The sequence below is a fragment of the Streptomyces sp. SM1 genome (genome assembly GCF_002910825.1).
Classification (GTDB): Bacteria; Actinomycetota; Actinomycetes; order Streptomycetales; family Streptomycetaceae; genus Streptomyces; species Streptomyces okerensis.
Genome location: NZ_NEUB01000329.1, coordinates 1 through 19,902, shown reverse-complemented (window position 1 = coordinate 19,902; position 19,902 = coordinate 1). Strand labels below are relative to the sequence as shown.

Sequence of the window (19,902 nt, the reverse complement as noted above, 5' to 3'; positions counted from 1 at the left end):
GGTCGATCCGACCGACCCGGACAGCGAACACGACCCCGGACGGTTCGGCTTCGACTGCTCGGGCCTGGTCCGCCACGCGTACGCCGAGGCGGCGGGCTCCGACATCCTCGACGGCATCGCCAGTCAGCAGTACTACACGCACCGCGCCGCCGCCCGCTTCACCGCCGCCCAGGGCCTGGCACCGCTGCTCCCGGGCGACCTGCTGGCCTGGGGCACCTCGCGGGACCTGCACCACATCGCCATCTACCTGGGCGCGGGCAAGATGGTCGAGGCCAAGGAGTCCGGCACCAAACTCATGGTCAGCGACGTCCGCCTCAGCGGCTACTTCGGCGCCGTCCGCGTCAACACCGGGCAGGTCACCGGCCACATCCACCGGACCTGGGGCACCGACGTGTGGACCAGGGCCGCACCCTCGCTCGGCGCCGCCCGCGTCTACGCCTTCCCGTACTCCACCACCATCCGCGTCCAGTGCCAGAAGCACGCGGAGGAGGTCACCTCGGACGGCTACACCAACGACGTGTGGTCGTACCTGCCGGACTACAGGGCGTGGGTGACCAACATCTACATCCAGGGAGCGGCGTGGCTCGACGGCGTGCCCGACTGCGGGACGACGGTGCCGCCGACACCGTGAACCGCCGGTGTGGGGGCCGCTTCCGAGACGGACGGTCCCCGGAGCACGGGCGGTACGAGTGCGACCGCCGCCTCACGGGAGGCGGCGGTCGACCGTACGCGGAGTCCCGGCCGGGGTGCCCGTGTGCTGAACGGCGTCGACGCACGGCCCGGCCGTGATCAGGGCGGGCGGCTGCGTGGACCGACGCCCGCCGGGCCGGGTCCGCCCACCTGGGACGAGCCGACCCGAGGGGTTCGGTCGGGGTGCGTCAGCAGTTCGGGATGACGGTCCCGTTGTTGTCCCGTGCTTCGTCGTTGCCGAGGCGAGCACGGGCGAGCCGCTGGTGGCGCCGCCGTCACTGCGGACGAAGTCGAGCGCCTCCCGTACCTCGGCCGAGTGGTGGCTGTACGTCCACTTCTGGCCGCAGGCGAAGGGGGCTTTGAAGAGTGGTGCCGCCTGCGCGGGCGCCGCCACGATCAGGCTGCCCACGAGGGCGATGAGGCCCACCAGGGCGAGGCGTATCGATCGCAATGCCGTCTCCGAACTGTGAGTACGTACGTCGAATGGTGGTGTCAGCGGACGAGGACGGTGCCCAGGATGGCGTAGTTGATGCGTTCACGACAGGGTGTCGATCTCTGCCGGAGCGCGGGAGTGGAAGATCTGCGCACGCCGGCCGCGACGGGAGGGCTCCGCCCGTCCCCGTGTGCTCGCGCCGTGGCCGGAACCGGAGACCCGTGCCCGCCGGGAAACGGCCCGGCAGTCCTGGAGGCGATCGACGGGGCCGACGTGCCGCCCCGGTTCCGCACTCCCGCCCATGACGCGTGGCCGCCCTCGCCGCACACCGGCCGCGCTAGCCCGTCCGGGGCACCGCCACCACCCGGTCGCGACACCGGCCGTGCGGTCCGTGCCCACCCGCCGCACGATGGCCGTGCTGCCGACCGGCGAACCGATCGGTACCGGGCGGATGCGACGTCCGATGCGAAGCCGGACGCTAAGGAGGCCCCACGGTGGGCGAGCTGTACATCGACGGTGAGTGGACGAGCGCGGCCGCCGGGGGGCGTCGGGACGTGGTGAACCCGTACGACGCCTCCGTCGTCACCACCGTCGACGAGGCGGACGCCACCGACGTGGACCGAGCGGTCCGCGCCGCCCGGCGTGCCTTCGACGAGGAGGACTGGGCGGGTGCCCCCACCCGCCGCCGCGCCGACGTCCTGCTGCGCGTCCGCGACCTGCTGCTGCGCGACATCGACGAGATCGCCCGCACCGAGACCCTCGACACCGGCAAGACGCTGGCCGAGGGCCGCTTCGACGTCGAGGACGTGGCGAACTGCTTCCGGTACTTCGGGGAACTCGCCGGCAAGGACGGCGGCCGGGTCGTCGACGTCGGCCCCGACGTCCTCAGTCGCGTCGTCCACCAGCCGGTCGGGGTGTGCGCGCTCATCGCCCCCTGGAACTACCCGCTGTTGCAGGCCTCGTGGAAGGTGGCGCCGGCGCTGGCCGCGGGCAACACCTTCGTCCTCAAGCCCAGCGAGACCACCCCGCTCACCACCATCGCCATGATGCGGCTGATCGAGGAGGCCGGAGCGCCACGCGGCGTCGCCAACCTGGTGCTCGGCTCCGGAGCGACCGTCGGCGCGGCACTGACCTCCCACCCCGAGGTCGACCTCGTCTCCTTCACCGGCGGCCTGGCCACCGGGCGCGCCATCATGACGGCCGCCGCCGAGGGGCCGAAGAACATCGCGCTGGAGCTCGGCGGCAAGAACCCCAACATCGTCTTCGAGGACGCCGACTTCGACGCCGCCGTGGACTACGCGCTCGACGCCGCGTTCCTGCACGCCGGACAGGTCTGCTCGGCAGGCTCCCGGCTGCTGGTCCAGGACTCCCTGCACGACCGCTTCGTCGACGCCCTCGCCGAACGCGCCCGCGCGATCCGCCTGGGCAACGGCATGGAGGAGGGCACCGAGAGCGGGCCGCTCAGCTCCGCCGAGCACCGGGACAAGGTCGAACGGCACATCGCCTCCGCCCAGGAGGAGGGCGCCCGGCTCGTCACCGGCGGCACCCGCCCCGACGACCCGGCGCTCAGCCGCGGCTTCTTCCTGCTGCCGACGATCTTCGCCGACTGCGACAGGACCATGAACATCGTGCAGGACGAGGTCTTCGGACCGGTCGTCACCGTCGAGCGCTTCCGCACCGAGGACGAGGCCGTGGAACTCGCCAACGACACCCGCTACGGCCTGGCAGGCGGCGTCTGGACCTCCGACGCGAGCCGCGCCCAGCGCGTCGCGCAGCGGCTGCGCCACGGCACCGTGTGGATCAACGACTTCCACCCCTACGTACCGCAGGCCGAGTGGGGCGGCTTCGGCCGCTCCGGCGTCGGGCGGGAGCTGGGCCCCACAGGCCTGCGCGAATACCAGGAGGCCAAGCACATCTACCAGAACCTCAACCCGGGACCCTCCGGCTGGTTCAAGGGCTGACCTGTCGCGGCGCAGCCACCCCCCCCACTCCTCGACGGCACCGAAGAAAGGCACCCCATGGCCGCCACCACCCCGCACGGCGCCGAGTCCTCCTACGACTACGTCATCGTCGGCGGCGGCACCGCGGGCTGCGTCCTCGCCGCCCGCCTGAGCGAGGACCCCGACTGCCGTGTCTGCGTGATCGAGGGCGGTCCCAGCGACATCGGCGACGAACGCATCCTGCGCCTGCGCAACTGGATCAACCTGCTCGGCACGGAGTTCGACTACGGCTACACCACCGTCGAACAGCCGCGCGGCAACTCCCACATCCTGCACTCACGGGCCCGCGTCCTCGGCGGCTGCTCCTCCCACAACACGCTGATCAGCTTCCTGCCGCTGCCGCAGGACCTCGACGACTGGGTGGCCGCCGGCTGCACGGGCTGGGACCCGGCGACGATCCTCCCGTACCGGAACCGGCTGCTCACCAGCATCGTTCCGGTGGCGGAGGCCGACCGCAATCCCATCGCCAAGGACTTCGTCACCGCCGCCTCCCGCGCCACCGGCGTCCCCGTCGTCGAGGACTTCAACGCCGAGCCCTTCGCCGACGGCACCGGCTTCTTCTCCCTCGCCTACGAACCGGAGGGCAACCTGCGCTCGTCGGCCTCCGTCGCCTACCTCCACCCGGTCCTGGACCGGCCCAACCTCACCCTCCTCCTGGAGACATGGGCCCACCGGCTGCTCACCGACGAGTCGGGACGGCTCACCCGCGTCGCCGTGCGCGGCGCCGACGGCGAACCCGCCGCCGTGCGCGCGACCCGCGAACTCCTGCTCTGCGCCGGGGCCATCGACACCCCGCGCCTGCTGATGCTGTCCGGCATCGGCCCGGCCGACGACCTGCGCCGCCTCGGCATCGACGTCCACGTCGACCTGCCCGGCGTGGGGGAGAACCTGCTGGACCACCCCGAGTCGGTGATCGTCTGGGAGACCGACGGACCGCTGCCGCCCAACTCCGCGATGGACTCCGACGCCGGCCTCTTCCTGCGCATGGATAAGGGGCAGCCGCGGCCCGACCTGATGTTCCACTTCTACCAGGTGCCGTTCACCGTCAACACCGAACGTCTGGGCTACCCCGTACCCGAGCACGGGGTGTGCATGACGCCGAACGTGCCCCGGGCCCGCTCCACCGGCCGCATGTGGCTGCGCAGTTCCGACCCGTCCGAGCACCCCGCCCTGGACTTCCGGTACTTCACCGATCCCGAGGGGCACGACGAGCGCACCATCGTCGAAGGGCTCAAGGTCGCCCGGGAGATCGCCGCGACCGATCCGCTGAAGGACTGGCTCGTGCGCGAGGTCGCACCCGGTCCGGACGTCACCTCCGACGCCGGCCTGTCGGAGTACGGGCGCCGCGTCGCCCACACCGTCTACCACCCGGCGGGCACCTGCCGGATGGGCGCGGCGGACGACCCGATGGCCGTCTGCGACCCGGAGCTGAGACTGCGCGGCGTCGAGGGTGTGCGCGTCGTCGACGCGTCGGTGTTCCCGACGATGCCCACCATCAACCCGATGGTGACCGTCCTGCTCGCCGCCGAACGCGCCGCCGACCTGCTCACCGGGCGGGCGGCCGCACGGTGACTCCCTGTCCCTCGGCGAAGGAGGAACACCACTGTGTCGACCGCCGGCGATAAGAACCCGGAAACGGCGCCCGAGGACATCCTGGCGGCGGACGAACCGACCGGTCCGGTACGGCTCAAACCCGTGGTCTTCTTCGGGTCGGCCCTCCTCGTCCTCGCCGTCTCCCTCTGGGCGATCATCACACCCTCCGGGGCGGAGGACGCCATCGGAGTGGCGGTCGGCAAGATCTCCCACTGGTTCGGCTGGTACTACTTCGTCGCCGCGACCCTGTACCTGCTCTTCGTCCTCTACATCGCGGTGTCCAAGTACGGCACGGTCAAGCTGGGCCCCAAGCACTCCAAGCCCGACTACGGTGTCTTCACCTGGGGGGCGATGCTGTTCGCGGCGGGCATCGGCATCGACCTGATGTTCTTCTCGGTCTCCGGGCCTGTCAGCCACTACCTCGCCCCGCCGCAGGGCGACCCGGAGACGCTCGAGGCCGCCCGGGAGGCCGTGGTGTGGACCCTGTTCCACTACGGCATCACCGGCTGGGGCATGTACGCGCTGATGGGCATGGCACTCGGCTACTTCTCCTTCCGCTACCGGCTGCCGCTCGCGATCCGCTCCGCGCTCTACCCCCTCATCGGCCGCCGGATCCACGGGCGGATCGGTGACGCCGTCGACCTCGCGGCCATCATCGGCACCGTGTTCGGCATCGGCGTGACCCTCGGCATCGGCGTGGTGCAGCTGAACTACGGACTGAAGGTCCTCTTCGACGTGCCCGAGGGGCTCGCCGCGCAGATCGCCCTGATCGTCGTCGCGGTGGTGATGGCCACCGTGTCGGCGGCCTCCGGCGTGGACAAGGGCATCCGCCGGCTGTCCCAGCTCAACATCCTCCTCGCCACCCTGCTGATGTTCTACATCCTCGTCGTCGGCGAACCGTTCCGCGTGCTCAACGCCGTGGTCCAGAACGTCGGCGACTACATCAGCGGTTTCCCCTCGATGACCCTCAACACCTTCGCCTACGACCAGCCCACCGAGTGGCTGGACGCGTGGACCCTCTTCTTCTGGGCGTGGTGGGTCGCCTGGGCGCCGTTCGTCGGGCTCTTCCTGGCCCGTATCTCCCGCGGCCGCACCCTGCGCGAGTTCATCGCGGCGACGCTGGTCATCCCGTTCCTCTTCACCGGTCTCTTCCTGGCGATCTTCGGCAACAGCGCCCTGTTCGTGGTGCGCGACGGGAACACCGGGTTCGGCGAGACGGCCATGAACGTCCCCGAACAGGGCTTCTACAGCCTGCTGGAGCAGTTCCCCGGGTTCATGTTCAGCGCCGGACTCGCCACCTTCGTAGGGCTGCTGCTGTACGTCACCTCGGCGGACTCCGGCGCCCTGGTCATGGGCAACCTCAGCGCCGACCTGCCCACCCCGGTGACCGACGCGCCCACCTGGCTGCGCATCTTCTGGGCGGTGGCGACCGGGCTGCTCACCCTCGCCATGCTCATCGTCGGCGGAGTGCAGGCGCTCACCAACGCCACCATCATCATGGGGCTGCCGTTCTCCTTCGTGATGTTCCTGATCATGGCCGGGCTCTTCCTGGCGCTGCGCACCGAGCGGATGAAGGTGGAAGCGAGGATCACCACCCTGCCCGGGTCGCTCTCCGGACGCATGACGCAGCAAGGGCTCCCGGGGGCGCCGAACTGGCGGCACCGGCTGGCGCGGGCGATGGCGTTCCCCGGCAGGCGGGCGGCCGCGCGATTCGTCGACACCGTGTGCCGCCCCGCCTTCGAGGAGGTCGCCGGAGAACTGCGGGAGCAGGGGGCACAGGCGGAGGTTCTGGAAGGCACCGTCGAGGGCACCGGACTCGCCCACGTCGGACTGCGCGTGCCGATCGGTGCCGACGACGAGTTCCGCTACGAGGTCTGGCCCGTCGAACTGCCGACCCCCGCCTTCGCCACCCGGTCCGTCAGCAAGCACGACACCTACATCCGGTTCGAGGTCCGGCTCGCCGAGGGCAACCAGGACTACGACGTGATGGGCTACACCAGGGAACAGCTCATCGCCGACAGCCTCGACCAGTACGAGCGTCACCTGGAGTTCCTGCGTGTCCGCCACGAGGCGGCCACCCGCTCCAACCTCCCCGACCACCGCCCGGACGCCCCCGACGCACACCTGCCGGAGGAGTAGGCCCCGCACCGGCGACGGGCAGCCGTCACACCGCGACGCGCGCTACCGGCCGGGCGAGGTCAGGGTCGCCGAACGCGGCGCGGAGAGCCTGGAAGGCGGTCACCTTGTCCTCGCCGAAGCGGCGGACGTGAGCGGCGTACTCGTCGGGGGTGAGGAATACCGACGGCCGGGACTTGGTGTGGAACTTGTCCGCGTACATCACCAGCCGCTCCTCCTCCGTCTCAGCAAGGTAGTCGGCGGGAGGGAGGGGGAGGCCCTGGACGACGACGTCGTGCCGGGTGAGACCCACTCCGGTGTGGTGGGAGCAGAAGCGGCGCAGCGGTTCGGGGAAGCCCTCCGCCTCGAGGATGTCGTGGCCGAGGAGTCCGTGCCGGACGTAGTTCCGGTGGTCCAGGCGTCCGTCGTCGCCGTAGAGGCGGTAGACGCCGATGTCGTGGAGGAGGCAGCCCGCGCGGACCAGACCGGCGTCGAGATGGGCGAGGCCCGGCGCGGAGAGGAGCTGTTCGGCGACGCTCCAGACGATCTCGCAGTGCGTGTGGACGAGGGCGAGCGCCTCGGGGGTGGGCGCGTACTTCTCGTGCAGCGCGCGGATCTCTTCGGGGGCCGGAATCCTCATCGGGGGAGCGTAACAACCGCCGGTCCCTCGCGGCCGGAGAGTTCCCGCCGACGGCCTTTTCACGCGATCAGGTGGTGCCGCCCGCAGAGGGCACGTGCCGGCCTCGCGGGCCGTTCGAGCTGGTGACGGGAGATTCCGTCCACGTCTCACCTCTCATCACGGCAACAGGAGCACACCATGAACCTGCACTTCCACCGCAACCCCGACGGCACGACGACCGGGCGCAACGACGCGGCGGGCTTCTCGGTGACGCACGCCGACGAGGAGGAGGTCAAGCGGCAGTTGTACGAGGACGCCGGGTGGGAGTACACGCCTCCACCACCTCCCGTCCCGCCCGGGTTCCACCGGTTCCCGCTGGTGCACGAGGAGTTCGTCCTGGGCGCGTTCGGGGACGAGCGGTACGCGGGGCTGCGGGAGCGTCCGCCGAAGGGGTGTGTGCCGGTCGACCGGGGGTGCTTCGCCCTGGAGTGCGAGCGGCCGGGGAAGTCGTTGCTGGACGCGGTCGCCGGCACCGTCGCGGAGATCCGCCGTGAGCACGGGCTGGTGATGACCGGCCTCGGAGTCGAGAAGCCGCACGAGTGGCTGGGCTCCGAGAGGGACGGCTACGCGGCGCAGATCGTCGCGCACCTGGTGCTCATGGCCACCCATCGGGCGAGGCTCCTCGGGTACGGGCGCAAGGAGGTGGTGCGGCTGCTCGACGCGACGGGGATCGAGTAGACGGCAGGCCGGGCGGCCGGGGCGGGGCGGACGCGGTGTGGTGCGGGCCCGCGCTGCGTCGGCCGGGTGTCAGCTCGCGACCAGTTCCCGCCGTACCTCGCGGGTGGCCGGCGCCGCCGTGATCCGCGACGTCCGCCACAGCCACAGCACGTCGCGGCCGAAGGACCACACCAGGAGACCCAGGGCCAGGGCCCCCACGGCGACGTTGACCGCGTGCGGCAGCAGTGCCGCGCCCGCCACCAGCAGCAGCACGCCCTGGAGCGCTGCCACCGTCTTGCGGGCCGTGCTCGGCGGGAGCGGGGCGGTCAGCCAGGGCAGGACGCGGGCCGCCGCGACGAAGACGTAGCGCATGCCGCCGATGAGGAGCACCCACGGACCCATCGCCATCGACACGTACACACTCAGCACCAGGATCAGGAACGCGTCCACCTCCATGTCGAAGCGGGCGCCCAGCGGAGTCGACGTACCGGTCCTGCGGGCCACCTTGCCGTCGACGCCGTCGAGGATCAGGGCCACGGCGGTCAGGCCGACGAGGAGGGAGACGGGGGGCGAGTCCTGGAACGAGTCGGCGACCAGCGCGGTGACGCCGCCGACCAGAGTGGCCCGGCCGAGCGTGACCCGGTTCGCCGGCCCGAAGGACCGCGACCGGGACCGGTACAGGGCCCGGGAGAGCACCGCCCAGGTGGCGATCGCGAACGCGAGGCCGGTCAGCCAGCCCACCGGGCCCATGCCGATCGCCGTGCCGATCAGGGCCAGCAACAGGATCTGTACACCCGCCCCCACGGCGGTCTCCTGCTGCACGAGCCTCGCGTCGTAAGTGTTGTTCAGGGCCACCGAGCATCCTCCGGCCGTATGACAGAGTCGATCACCGCCGCTACCTTGTGCGCGGCCTGTGCACTCCTCGGTACGCGTGCAGCTTCCCGATCGTTCAGGAGGATTTCGATGAACCGCACCGCCCGGGCCTTCTGGCTCGACTCACCTGGCCGAGGGACGATCCGTGAGGTCACCCTGCCGGCGCCCGGCCCGGACGAGGTGCTGGTGCGCTCGCTCTACACCGGCGTCAGCCGCGGCACCGAGACGCTCGTCTTCCGCGGCGGCGTGCCCGCGAACCAGCACACCACGATGCGGGCGCCGTTCCAGGAGGGCGACTTCCCCGGCCCGGTGAAGTACGGCTACCTCAACGTGGGAGTGGTGGAGGAGGGGCCCGAGACGCTGACGGGCCGTACGGTCTTCTGCCTCTACCCGCACCAGACGCGGTACGTCGTTCCCGCGCACGCCGTCACGCCCGTACCCGACGGCGTCCCCGCCGGACGGGCCGTCCTCGCCGGCACGGTGGAGACCGCCGTCAACGCCCTGTGGGACGCCGCGCCGCTGGTCGGCGACCGGATCGCCGTGGTCGGCGGCGGGATGGTCGGCTGCTCGGTGGCGGCGCTGCTGGCCCGCTTCCCCGGCGTGCGCGTCCAGCTCGTCGACGCGGACCCCGCCCGCGCGAAGACCGCCGACGCCCTCGGCGTCGGGTTCGCGCTGCCCGGTGACGCCCTCGGCGAGTGCGACCTCGTCGTCCACGCCAGCGCCACCGAACAGGGCCTGGGCCGCGCACTCGAACTGCTCCGCCCCGAGGGCACCGTCGTCGAGCTGAGCTGGTACGGCGACCGGAAGGTGGCCCTCCCGCTCGGCGAGGCCTTCCACTCCCGCCGGCTGACCGTCCGCGGCAGCCAGGTCGGCACGGTCTCCCCGGCCCGCGCCGACCGCAGCTACGCCGACCGGCTCGCCCTCGCCCTCGACCTGCTCGCCGACCCCGCCCTCGACGCCCTGATCACCGGCGAATCCGCCTTCGAGGAGCTGCCCGACGTCATGCCCCGGCTCGCCTCGGGCGCCGTCCCCGCGCTGTGCCACCGCGTCCGCTACCCCGGCCCGGACCGGCACACAGACGCCTGACCTCAGAAAAGAGGTGGCTGACGCTGAACGGGGGAAGACAGTCAGCCGTACTACACGACATCCCCGCCGGAGACCGGACGGGGAACAGACGCGCCGCACCTGGAGGGTCGTCCGTTGTTCAGCATCACCGTCCGCGATCACATCATGATCGCCCACAGCTTCCACGGCGAGGTCTTCGGACCGGCCCAGCGTCTCCACGGGGCCACGTTCCTCGTGGACGCCACGTTCCGGCGTGAACAGCTGGACGAGGACAACATCGTGGTCGACATCGGTCTCGCCACACAGGAACTCGGAGCCGTCGTCGGCGAGCTGAACTACCGCAACCTCGACAACGAACCGGACTTCGCGGGGATCAACACCTCCACGGAGTACCTGGCCAAGGTCATCGCCGACCGGCTCGCCGAACGCATCCACAAGGGCGCCCTCGGCGAGGGAGCCAAGGGCATCGCGAAGGTCGCCGTCGCACTGCACGAGTCGCACATCGCCTGGGCGAGTTACGAGCGTGACCTGTGACCGACACGACCATGGACGTCGAACACACGGCCACCGACCGGACCGGCACGGACACCGCCCGGCTGGGCTACGTGCCGCGGCAGACGTCCTTTCCGAGGAACGACGGGATCATCCCCATGTCCCTGCGCACGGTGCACTTCGTGATGCCGGGCGGCGTCGACGACCCGGCCGCCCCGAGCGGCGGCAACGCCTACGACCGCCGCGCCTGCCTCGACCTGCCCGGCTTCGGCTGGCAGGTGCACCGGCACCCGGTGGCCGGTGACTGGCCCCGGCCCGGCGCCGCAGCCCGCGCCGAACTCGCCCGCACCCTGCGCGAACTGCCGGACGGCAGCGTCGTGCTGCTCGACGGCCTGGTCGCCTGCGGGGTGCCCGAGATCGTCGTCCCGGAGGCGGAGGAGGGACGGCTGCGCATGGCCGTACTCGTCCATCTCCCGCTCGGTGACGAGACCGGACTCGACGCTGCCGTCGCCGCCGAACTCGACACCCGCGAACGCGCGGTACTGCGGGCGGTCCCGGCCGTCATCGCCACCAGCGACTGGGCCGTCCGCCGCCTCGTCTCCCACCACGGGCTCGCCCCCGACCGCGTCCACGTCGCCGCGCCCGGCGCCGACATCGCACCCCTCGCGCCCGGCACCGACGGCGTCTCGCGGCTGCTGTGCGTGGCCGCCGTGACACCCCGCAAGGGACAGCACCGGCTCGTGGAGGCCCTGGCGGCCGTCGCCGACCTGCCGTGGAACTGCTCGCTCGTCGGCGGACTCGGCCACGATCCCGAGTACGTGACTCACCTGCGCGGTCTCATCCGCGAGCACGGCCTGGAGGACCGGCTGGAACTGACCGGCCCGCGGACCGGAGCCGCCCTGGACGCGAGTTACGCCGCCGCCGACCTGATGGTGCTCACCTCGTACGCGGAGACGTACGGCATGGCCGTCACCGAGGCCCTGGCGCGCGGCATCCCGGTGCTGGCCACCGACGTCGGCGGACTGCCCGAGGCGGTCGGCCGCGCACCCGACGGGGGAGTGCCCGGCATCCTCGTCCCGCCGGAGAACCCCGCCGCCCTCGCCGCCGAACTGCGCGGCTGGTTCGGCGAGGCGGACGTACGACGCCGGCTCAAGGCGGCCGCCCGCAGCCGGCGGGCCGCCCTCGGTGGCTGGGCGAGCACCGCACAGAGCCTGGCGGCGGTACTGCGCCGGCTCCCGACCGAGCCCCGGAGGGCGGCATGACCGAACCGGCGACCACCACCCAGTACCTGGGGACGATCCCGGCCCCGCCCGGCCCCCGGGACACCACCGATGCCACGGATACGGCAGTCGGCGGGGCAGGGGGGACCGGAGGTCCGGGCACCGTGCAGTCCGAGACCGGCGGTACCTCCGGAACGTCCGTCATCCCCGGCGCCGGACCGGCCGCCCCCCGGCCCGGGGAGCGGGCCACCCTGCGGCTGCGGGACACCGGCGACGACGAACCGGCCCGCTACGCGCCCGAATGGCTCCAGCTGCGCGAACCGGCCGACGCCGCCGCCCGCTCGTACGACCTGCTCGACCCGCTGCGCATCCGGCTCGCCAACCTGCCGCGCCGGGCGGACGGCTTCGTCATCCACGACATCGGCTGCGGCACCGGGTCGATGGGCCGCTGGCTCGCGCCCCACCTCGACGGTGCCCAGCACTGGGTCCTGCACGACCGGGACCCCTACCTGCTGCACTTCGCCGCCGTCGCCTCCCCGCGCTCCGCCGCCGACGGCAGCCACGTCACCGTCGAGACCCGGCGCGGTGACGTGGCCCGGATCACGGGGGACGTACTGGCCGGGGCCTCCCTGGTGACCGCGTCCGCGCTGCTCGACGTCCTCACCCGTGAGGAGATCGGTGCTCTCGCCGCCGCCTGTGCCGGGGCCGGCTGTCCCGCTCTGCTGACGCTGTCGGTGGCGGGGCGCGTGGAGCTGACCGCACCGCATCCGATGGACGAGGAGATCGCCGGGGCGTTCAACGCCCATCAGCGGCGGGGCGGTCTGCTCGGGCCGGACGCGGTCACGGTCGCGGCGGAGGCGTTCGCCGAACACGGGGCGACCGTACGGCTGAACCCGAGCCCCTGGCGTCTCGGGCCGGAGCAGGCGGCGCTGACCGAGCAGTGGCTCCGGGGATGGGTCGGCGCGGCGGTGGAGGAGCGGCCGGAGCTGGCGGCGCCGGCGGAGGGCTATCTGGCGGAGCGGCTGGAGGCCTGCGCGGCGGGGGAGTTGCGGGTGGTCGTGCAGCACAGTGACCTGCTCGCGCTGTGCCGGCCGGTGGACGGGTCCGCATGAGCGGACGGGGCCGTGGCCGCCTGAGTGCCCTGGCGGCGTGGCTCAACACCCGTACCGTGCGCACGCGTCTGTGCACCCTCGCCGGTGTGGTGATTCTCGGGGTGCTGTTCTGGCGGCTCGGGACGGGCGCCCTGGTGGACGGGGTGCGACGCATCGACGGTGCCACGCTGGCCGCCGCGCTGGGCATCGGGCTGGTGACCACCGCGTTCAGCGCGTGGCGCTGGGTCCTTGTGGCGCGGGGGATCGGCATCCGGCTGCCGCTGGGGGCGGCCGTCGCGGACTACTACCGTGCCCTGTTCCTCAACGCGGCCCTGCCCGGCGGGGTCCTGGGCGACGTCCACCGGGCCGTGCGGCACGGGAAGGAAGCCGGCGACCTGGGGCGGGGCGTGCGGGCGGTGGTCCTGGAACGGACGGCCGGACAGCTCGCGCTGTTCGTCGCCGGGGGTGTGGTGCTGGCGACCGTGCCGTCGCCGGTGCTGGGTCCGGTGCGCCAGGTGGCGCCGGTGGTGGGACTCGGGGTGGTGGGGGTCTGTGCGGTGGTTCTCGCGCTGCGGATGAACCGGGGGGCGGCGGCGCGGCCGGTGCGCGGGCCCGGGTGGGGGGCGCGGATGCTGGGTGAGGCTCGGGAAGGACTGTGCTCCCGGCGGAGCGCGCCCGGTGTTCTCGTGTCCTCCGTGGTGGTGCTGGGCGGGTATGTCGCCATGTTCGTGCTGGCCGCGCGGGTGGCCGGGGTGGATGCGGGTGTCTGGCGGCTGTTGCCGCTCGCGGTGCTGGCGCTGCTGGCGATGGGGCTGCCGCTGAATGTCGGGGGGTGGGGGCCCCGGGAGGGGGTCACCGCCTGGGCGTTCGGGGCGGCGGGGCTGGGGGCGGGGGTCGGGTTCACGGTCGCCGTCGTGTACGGCGTGCTCAGTCTGGTCGCCAGTCTGCCGGGGGTGGTGGTGCTGGTGGTGCGGTGGTACGGCGGGGTGCGGTCGGTCGGTGGCCGTGTTTCTGTCGCCCCCGCCGCCCCTTCCCTTCCCGTCCCCGGGGGCGGCGCCCCCGGACCCCCGGCCGGCCTTCGGCCTCGTCCTCAAGCGCCGGACGGGCTGGGAGTGGGCGCTCCGCCCCTTCCCCAGGGGCCGGATGGGCTGGGAGTGGGGGTTCGGGCTTGTTGTCAGGGGCCGGATGGGCTGGCAGTGGGGGCTCGGGCTTGTTCTGAGGCTTCGGACGGGCCGGGAGTTGCGGCTCGGGCTCTTTCTCAGGCTTCGGAGGTCAGCAGGGAGAAATACGGGGCGAAGGAATCCGTCAGGCTTGTCAGGAGTTCCTTGCCCTTTTCCGCCGAGGCCAGGGAAGGGCGGCCGATGACGCCGGAATCCGTATAGGCGGGCATACCGAGGGTCAGGAGATGGCGGCGGTCGTCCGCCACGTGGTCGGAGGTCTCATAACCGGGGCGGAGCAATTCGGGATGAGTGTGCAGAAGGACGGAGGCCTCGATTTCGCCCGCGTGCATGTCGGTGAGGAGAGAGGTGACGACGCCGGCGCGCTCGCGTGCCGTCTCCCAGTCCTCCGGGGCCGGGTACAGGGCCATCTTTTCGCCGCGGGCCGAGGATTCCTGAACGGCGTTGCCCAGGACGTAGTTTCCGCCGTGCCCGTTGACCAGTACGAGAGTGTCCACGCCCGACCGGCGGAGCGAGTCGGCGATGTCCCGGATCACCGCGTGAAGGGTCACGGCAGAGATCGAGACGGTCCCCGGCCAGGCCGCGTGCTCGTGCGAGCAGGAGATCGTCACCGGGGGGAGGAAGTGCACCGGGTAGGCGTCGGCGATCCCCCGTGCGATCGCACAGGCGACCAGCGTGTCGGTCGCCAGCGGCAGGTACGGGCCGTGCTGCTCGAAACTCCCGACCGGAAGAACCGCGATCTGCTGTGAGACACCGGCTCCCCGCGTCCGTACATCCTCTGTAGTATCCGCCGGCAACAGACCGTGCACCGGGCCGTATGCCGCCGACCTCATGTGTGAACCACCCATATCGTCTCGGCCTTTCGTCTCTGCTTAGGAACTCGAGAATCATGACAGAAAAAGTAGGCGTACTCGGCAAGAAGCCTCTGCGGCGGACCGGTGTGGAACGCGTCGTGAATGCGCCGCTGCCCACCGTGTACGGAAAGTTCCAGGCGGTCGGCTATCTGGACCACGACCGCGGTGACGAACAAGTCGCCCTGGTCCACGGCGACCTGGGCAGGGACCGGGTCCTCACCCGGCTGCACTCGGAGTGCCTGACCGGGGACGCCTTCGGTTCCCAGCACTGCGAGTGCGGCGACCAGCTGGCGGCGGCGCTGCGCGCGGTCGTCGCCGAAGGGGCGGGCGTGGTCGTCTACTTGAGGGGGCACGAGGGCCGCGGTATCGGGCTCCTCGCCAAGCTGCGGGCGATGGCCCTGCAGGCGGAGGGGCTGGACACCGTCGAGGCGAACCTGGCCCTCGGTCTGCCGGTGGACGCCCGGGACTACGCCGTCGCCGCCGGGATGCTGCAGGACCTGGGTGTGCGGTCGGTACGGCTGATGTCCAACAACCCGCGCAAGCGGGAGGCGCTGGTGCGGCACGGCGTCCAGGTCGCCGAGCAGGTACCGCTGCTCATACCGCCGTGCGAGAGCAACATCACCTATCTGCGCACCAAGCGGGAGCGCCTCGACCACCATCTGCCCCATCTGGACGCGGTGGCCCACCTGTCCTGACGGCGGCCGGTCACCCCGTCACCGCCTCGTGCACCAGCCGTTTGAGGTCCCGGAAGACGGTGTGGGAGGACCTGGGCCGCACCTGCGTGCAGAACTGCACGGTCAGGTCGCGGCCCGGGTCGACCCAGAAGGTGGTGGTGGCCACGCCGCTCCAGCCGTAGCTGCCGAGGCCCGACGGGGACTGGGTGCGGGACGGGTCGATGACCACGGAGACACCGAGACCGAAGCCGACGCCCTCGTTGCCGGGTTCGTCGTGTGCCGGGCGGCTGCCGAAGGCGCGCAGGTCGGCGTTGCCGGGCAGGTGGTTGCGGGTCATCAGGTCCACCGTGGCCGGGGCGAGCAGGCGCGTGCCGTCGAGTTCGCCGCGCCGGCGCAGGAGTTCCATGAACCGGTGCAGGTCGTGGGCGGAGGCCACCATGCCGCCGCTGCCGGACAGGAAGCGGGGGCGCCCCCGCAGGGGCAGGCCCGGGATCGGCTCGATGCCGCCGTCGTCCGACTCCCCGTACAGCTCCGCCAGCCGCTCCGCCTGGGCGTCGGTGACGCGGAAGCCGGCGTCCGTCATGCCGAGCGGACGGAAGACGCGCTCGGCCAGGTACGCGTCGAGCGGACGGCCGGACACGACCTCGATGATCCGGCCCAGTACGTTCGAGGCGGCCGAGTAGTTCCACTGCGTCCCCGGATCGAACTGCAGCGGCAGACCCGCGTACACGTCGGTGGTCCCGGCGAGGTCCTTCCCCGGTGCCACCGACGACTCCAGCCCGGCCGCGCGGTACAGCGCGTCGACGGGGTGGGCGTGGTAGAAGGCGAAGGTGAGGCCGGCCGTGTGCGTCATCAGGTGCCGCACGAGGAGAGGACCGGCGGCCGGACGGGTCCGCACCCGGTCGCCGGAGCCGCTCTCGTACACCCGGGGCTCCGCGAAGGCGGGAAGGTGGCGGCCGACCGGGTCGTCCAGGGACAGCAGCCCCTCCTCCACCAGCATCAGCGCGCCCACCGCGGTCACCGGCTTGGTCATGGAGTAGATCCGCCACAGAGTGTCGCTCTCCACCGGCAGCCCGGCCGCCACGTCCCGCGCCCCGTACGCCGTCAGGTGCGCGACCCGCCCGCCCCGGGCGACGGCGACCAGGAACCCGGGCAGCTTCCCCTCGTCGGCCTGCCGGGCGAAATGCCGGTCCAGACGCTGCAGCGCCCGTGCGTCCAGCCCGGCCTCCCCGGGGGTGGCCTCCTGCCGCAGTACTCCCATCGCTCTCCTTGGGGAACGCCGGCCCGGTGCGGACCGTTGACCGAGTCATGACTCAGGACGCCGAACAGAACGCGCTGCTCGCCCTGCTCTCCGAGGAGAAGGGCGGCGTGCTCGTCACACTGAAACGCGACGGGCGGCCCCAGTTGTCGAACGTCACGCACGCTTACTACCCCGATGAGAGCGTCATTCGCGTCTCGCTCACGGACGACCGCGCCAAGACCCGCAATCTGCGGCGGGACCCCCGGGCCTCCTACCACGTCACCACCCCGGACCGATGGGCCTACACGGTGGCCGAGGGCACCGGCGAGCTGTCACCCGTCGCCGCGGATCCCTACGACGAGACCGTGGAGGAACTGATCCGGCTGTACCGCGACGTCAACGGCGAGCACCCCGACTGGGAGGACTACCGCGCGGCGATGGTCCGCGACCGCCGGCTGGTGCTGCGGCTGAGGGTGCGGCGGGCGTACGGCATCCCGCGCCGGGCCGGGGCGTGACGCTCCGGCCCGGTACGGGCGGTGGCGCGCGGATCAGCCGCCGACGTACTCCGCGAGGTGCTCGCCGGTGAGGGTGGAGCGGGCGGCGACCAGCTCGGCCGGGGTGCCCTCGAAGACGATCCGGCCGCCGTCGTGGCCGGCGCCGGGGCCGAGGTCGATGATCCAGTCCGCGTGCGCCATGACCGCCTGGTGGTGCTCGATCACGATGACCGACTTGCCGGAGTCGACCAGCCGGTCCAGCAGGGCCAGCAACTGCTCGACGTCGGCGAGGTGGAGGCCGGTGGTCGGCTCGTCGAGGACGTAGACACCGCCCTTGTCGCCCATGTGCGTGGCCAGCTTGAGCCGCTGCCGCTCACCGCCGGACAGGGTGGTGAGCGGCTGGCCCAGGGTGAGGTAGCCGAGCCCGACGTCGGCGAGCCGCTCGAGGATCTTGTGCGCGGCGGGTGTACGGGCGTCGCCGGCGCGGAAGAACTCCTCGGCCTGCGCCACCGACATCGCCAGCACCTCGCTGATGTCCCGCCCGCCGAAGCGGTACTCCAGCACGGACGCCTGGAACCGCTTGCCCCCGCAGTCCTCGCAGGTGGTGGAGACGCCGGCCATCATGCCGAGGTCGGTGTAGATCACCCCGGCGCCGTTGCAGGTGGGGCAGGCGCCCTCGGAGTTGGCGCTGAACAGTGCCGGCTTCACGCCGTTGGCCTTGGCGAACGCCTTGCGGATCGGGTCGAGGAGACCGGTGTACGTCGCCGGGTTGCTGCGCCGGGAGCCGCGGATCGGGGTCTGGTCGACCGCGATCACGCCCTCGTCGGAGGGGATCGAGCCGTGCACCAGCGAGCTCTTGCCCGAGCCCGCCACACCGGTGACGACGGTGAGTACGCCGAGGGGGATGTCGACGTCGACCCCCTGGAGGTTGTTCGCCGTCGCGCCGCGGATCGCGAGCGTGCCGGCGGGCTCGCGGACCGAGTCCTTGACCGAGGCCCGGTCGTCGAGGTGGCGGCCGGTGACCGTGTCGCTGGCCCGCAGCGCCTCGACGGTGCCCTCGAAGCAGACCGTGCCGCCCGCCGTACCGGCGCCGGGGCCGAGGTCGACGACGTGGTCGGCGATGGCGATCGCCTCCGGCTTGTGCTCGACCACCAGCACCGTGTTCCCCTTGTCCCGCAGCCGCAGCAGCAGGGTGTTCATCCGCTGGATGTCGTGCGGGTGCAGGCCGATGGTGGGCTCGTCGAAGACGTAGGTCACGTCGGTGAGCGAGGAACCGAGGTGGCGGATCATCTTCACGCGCTGCGCCTCACCGCCCGACAGGGTGCCGGACGCGCGGTCGAGCGAGAGATAGCCGAGACCGATCTCGACGAACGAGTCGAGGGTGTGCTGGAGCGCGGTGAGCAACGGCTTCACCGACGGCTCGTCGAGGCCGCGGACCCACTCGGCGAGGTCCCTGATCTCCATCGCGCAGGCGTCGGCGATGCTGATCTTCTTGATCTTCGACGAGCGGGCGCCCGCCGTGAGCCGGGTGCCGTCGCACTCGGGGCAGGTGGCGAAGGTGACCGCCCGGTCGACGAACGCCCGGATGTGCGGCTGCATCGCCTCCCGGTCCTTGCTGAGCATCGACTTCTGGAGCTTGGGGATCAGCCCCTCGTAGGTGAGGTTGACACCGTTGATCTTCACCTTGGTGGGCTCGCGGTACAGGAAGTCGTGCCGTTCCTTCTTGGTGTACTCGCGGATCGGCTTGGCCGTGTCGAAGAAGCCCGACTCGGTGATGACCCGCACCACCCAGCCGTCGCCGGTGTAGGTGGGGATGGTGAAGGGGTCCTCCGAAAGCGACTTGGAGTCGTCGTAGAGCTGGGCGAGGTCGATGTCGGAGACCGTGCCCCGGCCCTCGCAGTGCGTGCACATGCCGCCGGTGCGGTTGAAGGAGACCTTCTCGGTCCTGGTCTTGTCGGTACCGCGGTCGACCGTGAAGCCGCCGCTCGCCTGGACCGAGGCGACGTTGAAGGAGAACGCGCCGGGCGGGCCGAAGTACGGCTTGCCGAGCCGGCTGAAGAGGATGCGCAGCATCGCGCTGGCGTCGGTGGCGGTGCCGACGGTGGAACGCGGGTCGGAGCCCATCCGCTGCTGGTCGACGGTGATCGCGGTGGTCAGCCCCTCGAGCACGTCGACCTCGGGGCGCGCCAGGGTGGGCATGAAACCCTGGAGGAAGGCGCTGTACGTCTCGTTGATCATCCGCTGTGACTCGGCGGCGATCGTGTCGAACACGAGTGAGCTCTTGCCCGAGCCGGACACGCCGGTGAACACGGTCAGACGGCGCTTGGGCAGTTCGACGCTGACGTCCTTGAGGTTGTTCTCGCGCGCGCCGTGCACACGGATCAGATCGTGGCTGTCGGCGGCGTGCGGCGCGGCCGGCTGCTGGTCCGTCCTCGTGGCCATGCTCATCGTTCTCCATCCGTCGGGCGGGCCGCTCACGCGGTCTCCGCCGGCGTTCCCCGGGTCGGGCCGACCGGCTTCGCAGGTGTGTCCGGTCGCCCCTTCGTCGGCGCGG

At 71.8% G+C, this 19,902-nt stretch carries 16 protein-coding genes and 2 pseudogenes; 12 read left to right on the top strand and 6 right to left on the bottom strand.

The features are described from left to right. The coding region (locus B9S61_RS08075; RefSeq protein WP_103541625.1) for a C40 family peptidase at positions 1–631 on the top strand (631 nt) is incomplete at its 5' end. 294 nt (positions 632–925) lie between these two features. Here the strand turns inward: B9S61_RS08075 and B9S61_RS08070 are convergent. Next, positions 926–1,141 (bottom strand): annotated as a pseudogene (locus tag B9S61_RS08070) (M23 family peptidase); the annotation flags it as partial. 476 nt (positions 1,142–1,617) lie between these two features. Here B9S61_RS08070 and B9S61_RS08065 point away from each other — a divergent pair. Genes B9S61_RS08065 through betT form a run of 3 tightly spaced genes read left to right on the top strand, consistent with a single transcriptional unit; the run spans position 1,618 to position 6,855 of the window. After that, positions 1,618–3,084 (top strand): aldehyde dehydrogenase family protein, encoded by a 1,467-nt coding sequence (locus B9S61_RS08065; protein WP_103541624.1) that lies wholly within the window; start codon positions 1,618–1,620, stop codon positions 3,082–3,084. 57 nt (positions 3,085–3,141) lie between these two features. Next, positions 3,142–4,695 carry a GMC family oxidoreductase gene (locus B9S61_RS08060; RefSeq protein WP_103541623.1) on the top strand — a complete coding sequence of 518 codons (1,554 nt, stop codon included), beginning with the start codon at positions 3,142–3,144 and terminating at the stop codon, positions 4,693–4,695. A gap of 33 nt (positions 4,696–4,728) precedes the next feature. Then, complete coding sequence (gene betT / locus B9S61_RS08055) at positions 4,729–6,855, top strand: choline BCCT transporter BetT (protein WP_103541622.1); 2,127 nt, start codon at positions 4,729–4,731, stop codon at positions 6,853–6,855. Positions 6,856–6,880: 25 nt separating this feature from the next. On the opposite strand, the gene B9S61_RS08050 is transcribed toward betT, so the two are convergent. Continuing rightward, a complete protein-coding gene (locus B9S61_RS08050) occupies positions 6,881–7,471 on the bottom strand; it encodes an HD domain-containing protein (RefSeq protein ID WP_103541621.1) in 591 nt (196 codons plus the stop codon). Positions 7,472–7,648: 177 nt separating this feature from the next. On the opposite strand from B9S61_RS08050, the gene B9S61_RS08045 reads away from it, so the two are divergent. Next, positions 7,649–8,188, top strand: coding sequence for a hypothetical protein (locus tag B9S61_RS08045; protein WP_103541620.1), 540 nt, complete (start codon positions 7,649–7,651; stop codon positions 8,186–8,188). A gap of 69 nt (positions 8,189–8,257) precedes the next feature. Here the strand turns inward: B9S61_RS08045 and B9S61_RS08040 are convergent, their stop codons facing one another. Beyond that, positions 8,258–9,022 carry a CDP-alcohol phosphatidyltransferase family protein gene (locus B9S61_RS08040; protein WP_103541619.1) on the bottom strand — a complete coding sequence of 255 codons (765 nt, stop codon included), beginning with the start codon at positions 9,020–9,022 and terminating at the stop codon, positions 8,258–8,260. Between the two features lie 108 nt (positions 9,023–9,130). On the opposite strand from B9S61_RS08040, the gene B9S61_RS08035 reads away from it, so the two are divergent. From B9S61_RS08035 to B9S61_RS43260, 5 genes and pseudogenes are all read left to right on the top strand, one after another. Further along, positions 9,131–10,126 carry a zinc-binding alcohol dehydrogenase gene (locus B9S61_RS08035; protein ID WP_103541618.1) on the top strand — a complete coding sequence of 332 codons (996 nt, stop codon included), beginning with the start codon at positions 9,131–9,133 and terminating at the stop codon, positions 10,124–10,126. 114 nt (positions 10,127–10,240) lie between these two features. Next, positions 10,241–10,639, top strand: coding sequence for a 6-carboxytetrahydropterin synthase (locus B9S61_RS08030; protein ID WP_103541617.1), 399 nt, complete (start codon positions 10,241–10,243; stop codon positions 10,637–10,639). An 11-nt stretch (positions 10,640–10,650) separates the two neighbouring features. After that, a complete protein-coding gene (locus B9S61_RS08025; protein ID WP_103541626.1) occupies positions 10,651–11,859 on the top strand; it encodes a glycosyltransferase family 4 protein in 1,209 nt (402 codons plus the stop codon). Next, on the top strand, positions 11,856–12,929 hold the full coding sequence (locus tag B9S61_RS08020) for a class I SAM-dependent methyltransferase (RefSeq protein WP_103541616.1): 1,074 nt from the start codon (positions 11,856–11,858) through the stop codon (positions 12,927–12,929). The genes B9S61_RS08025 and B9S61_RS08020 overlap by 4 nt, the downstream gene beginning before the upstream one ends. Further along, a pseudogene (locus B9S61_RS43260) lies at positions 12,926–13,801 on the top strand (lysylphosphatidylglycerol synthase transmembrane domain-containing protein); the annotation flags it as partial. The gene B9S61_RS08020 and the pseudogene B9S61_RS43260, both read left to right, overlap by 4 nt. A gap of 365 nt (positions 13,802–14,166) precedes the next feature. Here B9S61_RS43260 and B9S61_RS08010 read toward each other — a convergent pair. Then, complete coding sequence (locus B9S61_RS08010; RefSeq protein WP_181007290.1) at positions 14,167–14,934, bottom strand: creatininase family protein; 768 nt, start codon at positions 14,932–14,934, stop codon at positions 14,167–14,169. 41 nt (positions 14,935–14,975) lie between these two features. On the opposite strand from B9S61_RS08010, the gene ribA reads away from it, so the two are divergent. Further along, positions 14,976–15,635: a GTP cyclohydrolase II gene (gene ribA, locus B9S61_RS08005; RefSeq protein ID WP_103541614.1), complete on the top strand. Its 660-nt coding sequence runs from the start codon at positions 14,976–14,978 to the stop codon at positions 15,633–15,635. Positions 15,636–15,645: 10 nt separating this feature from the next. On the opposite strand, the gene B9S61_RS08000 is transcribed toward ribA, so the two are convergent. Then, the gene (locus B9S61_RS08000; RefSeq protein ID WP_103541613.1) at positions 15,646–16,875 is read right to left on the bottom strand and encodes a serine hydrolase; all 1,230 of its coding nucleotides are present in this window, start codon (positions 16,873–16,875) and stop codon (positions 15,646–15,648) included. A gap of 47 nt (positions 16,876–16,922) precedes the next feature. Here B9S61_RS08000 and B9S61_RS07995 point away from each other — a divergent pair, with 47 nt between their 5' ends. Next, positions 16,923–17,369: a PPOX class F420-dependent oxidoreductase gene (locus tag B9S61_RS07995; protein ID WP_103541612.1), complete on the top strand. Its 447-nt coding sequence runs from the start codon at positions 16,923–16,925 to the stop codon at positions 17,367–17,369. A 33-nt stretch (positions 17,370–17,402) separates the two neighbouring features. Here the strand turns inward: B9S61_RS07995 and B9S61_RS07990 are convergent, their stop codons facing one another. Further along, the gene (locus B9S61_RS07990; RefSeq protein ID WP_103541611.1) at positions 17,403–19,796 is read right to left on the bottom strand and encodes an excinuclease ABC subunit UvrA; all 2,394 of its coding nucleotides are present in this window, start codon (positions 19,794–19,796) and stop codon (positions 17,403–17,405) included. Positions 19,797–19,902: the final 106 nt, after the last annotated feature.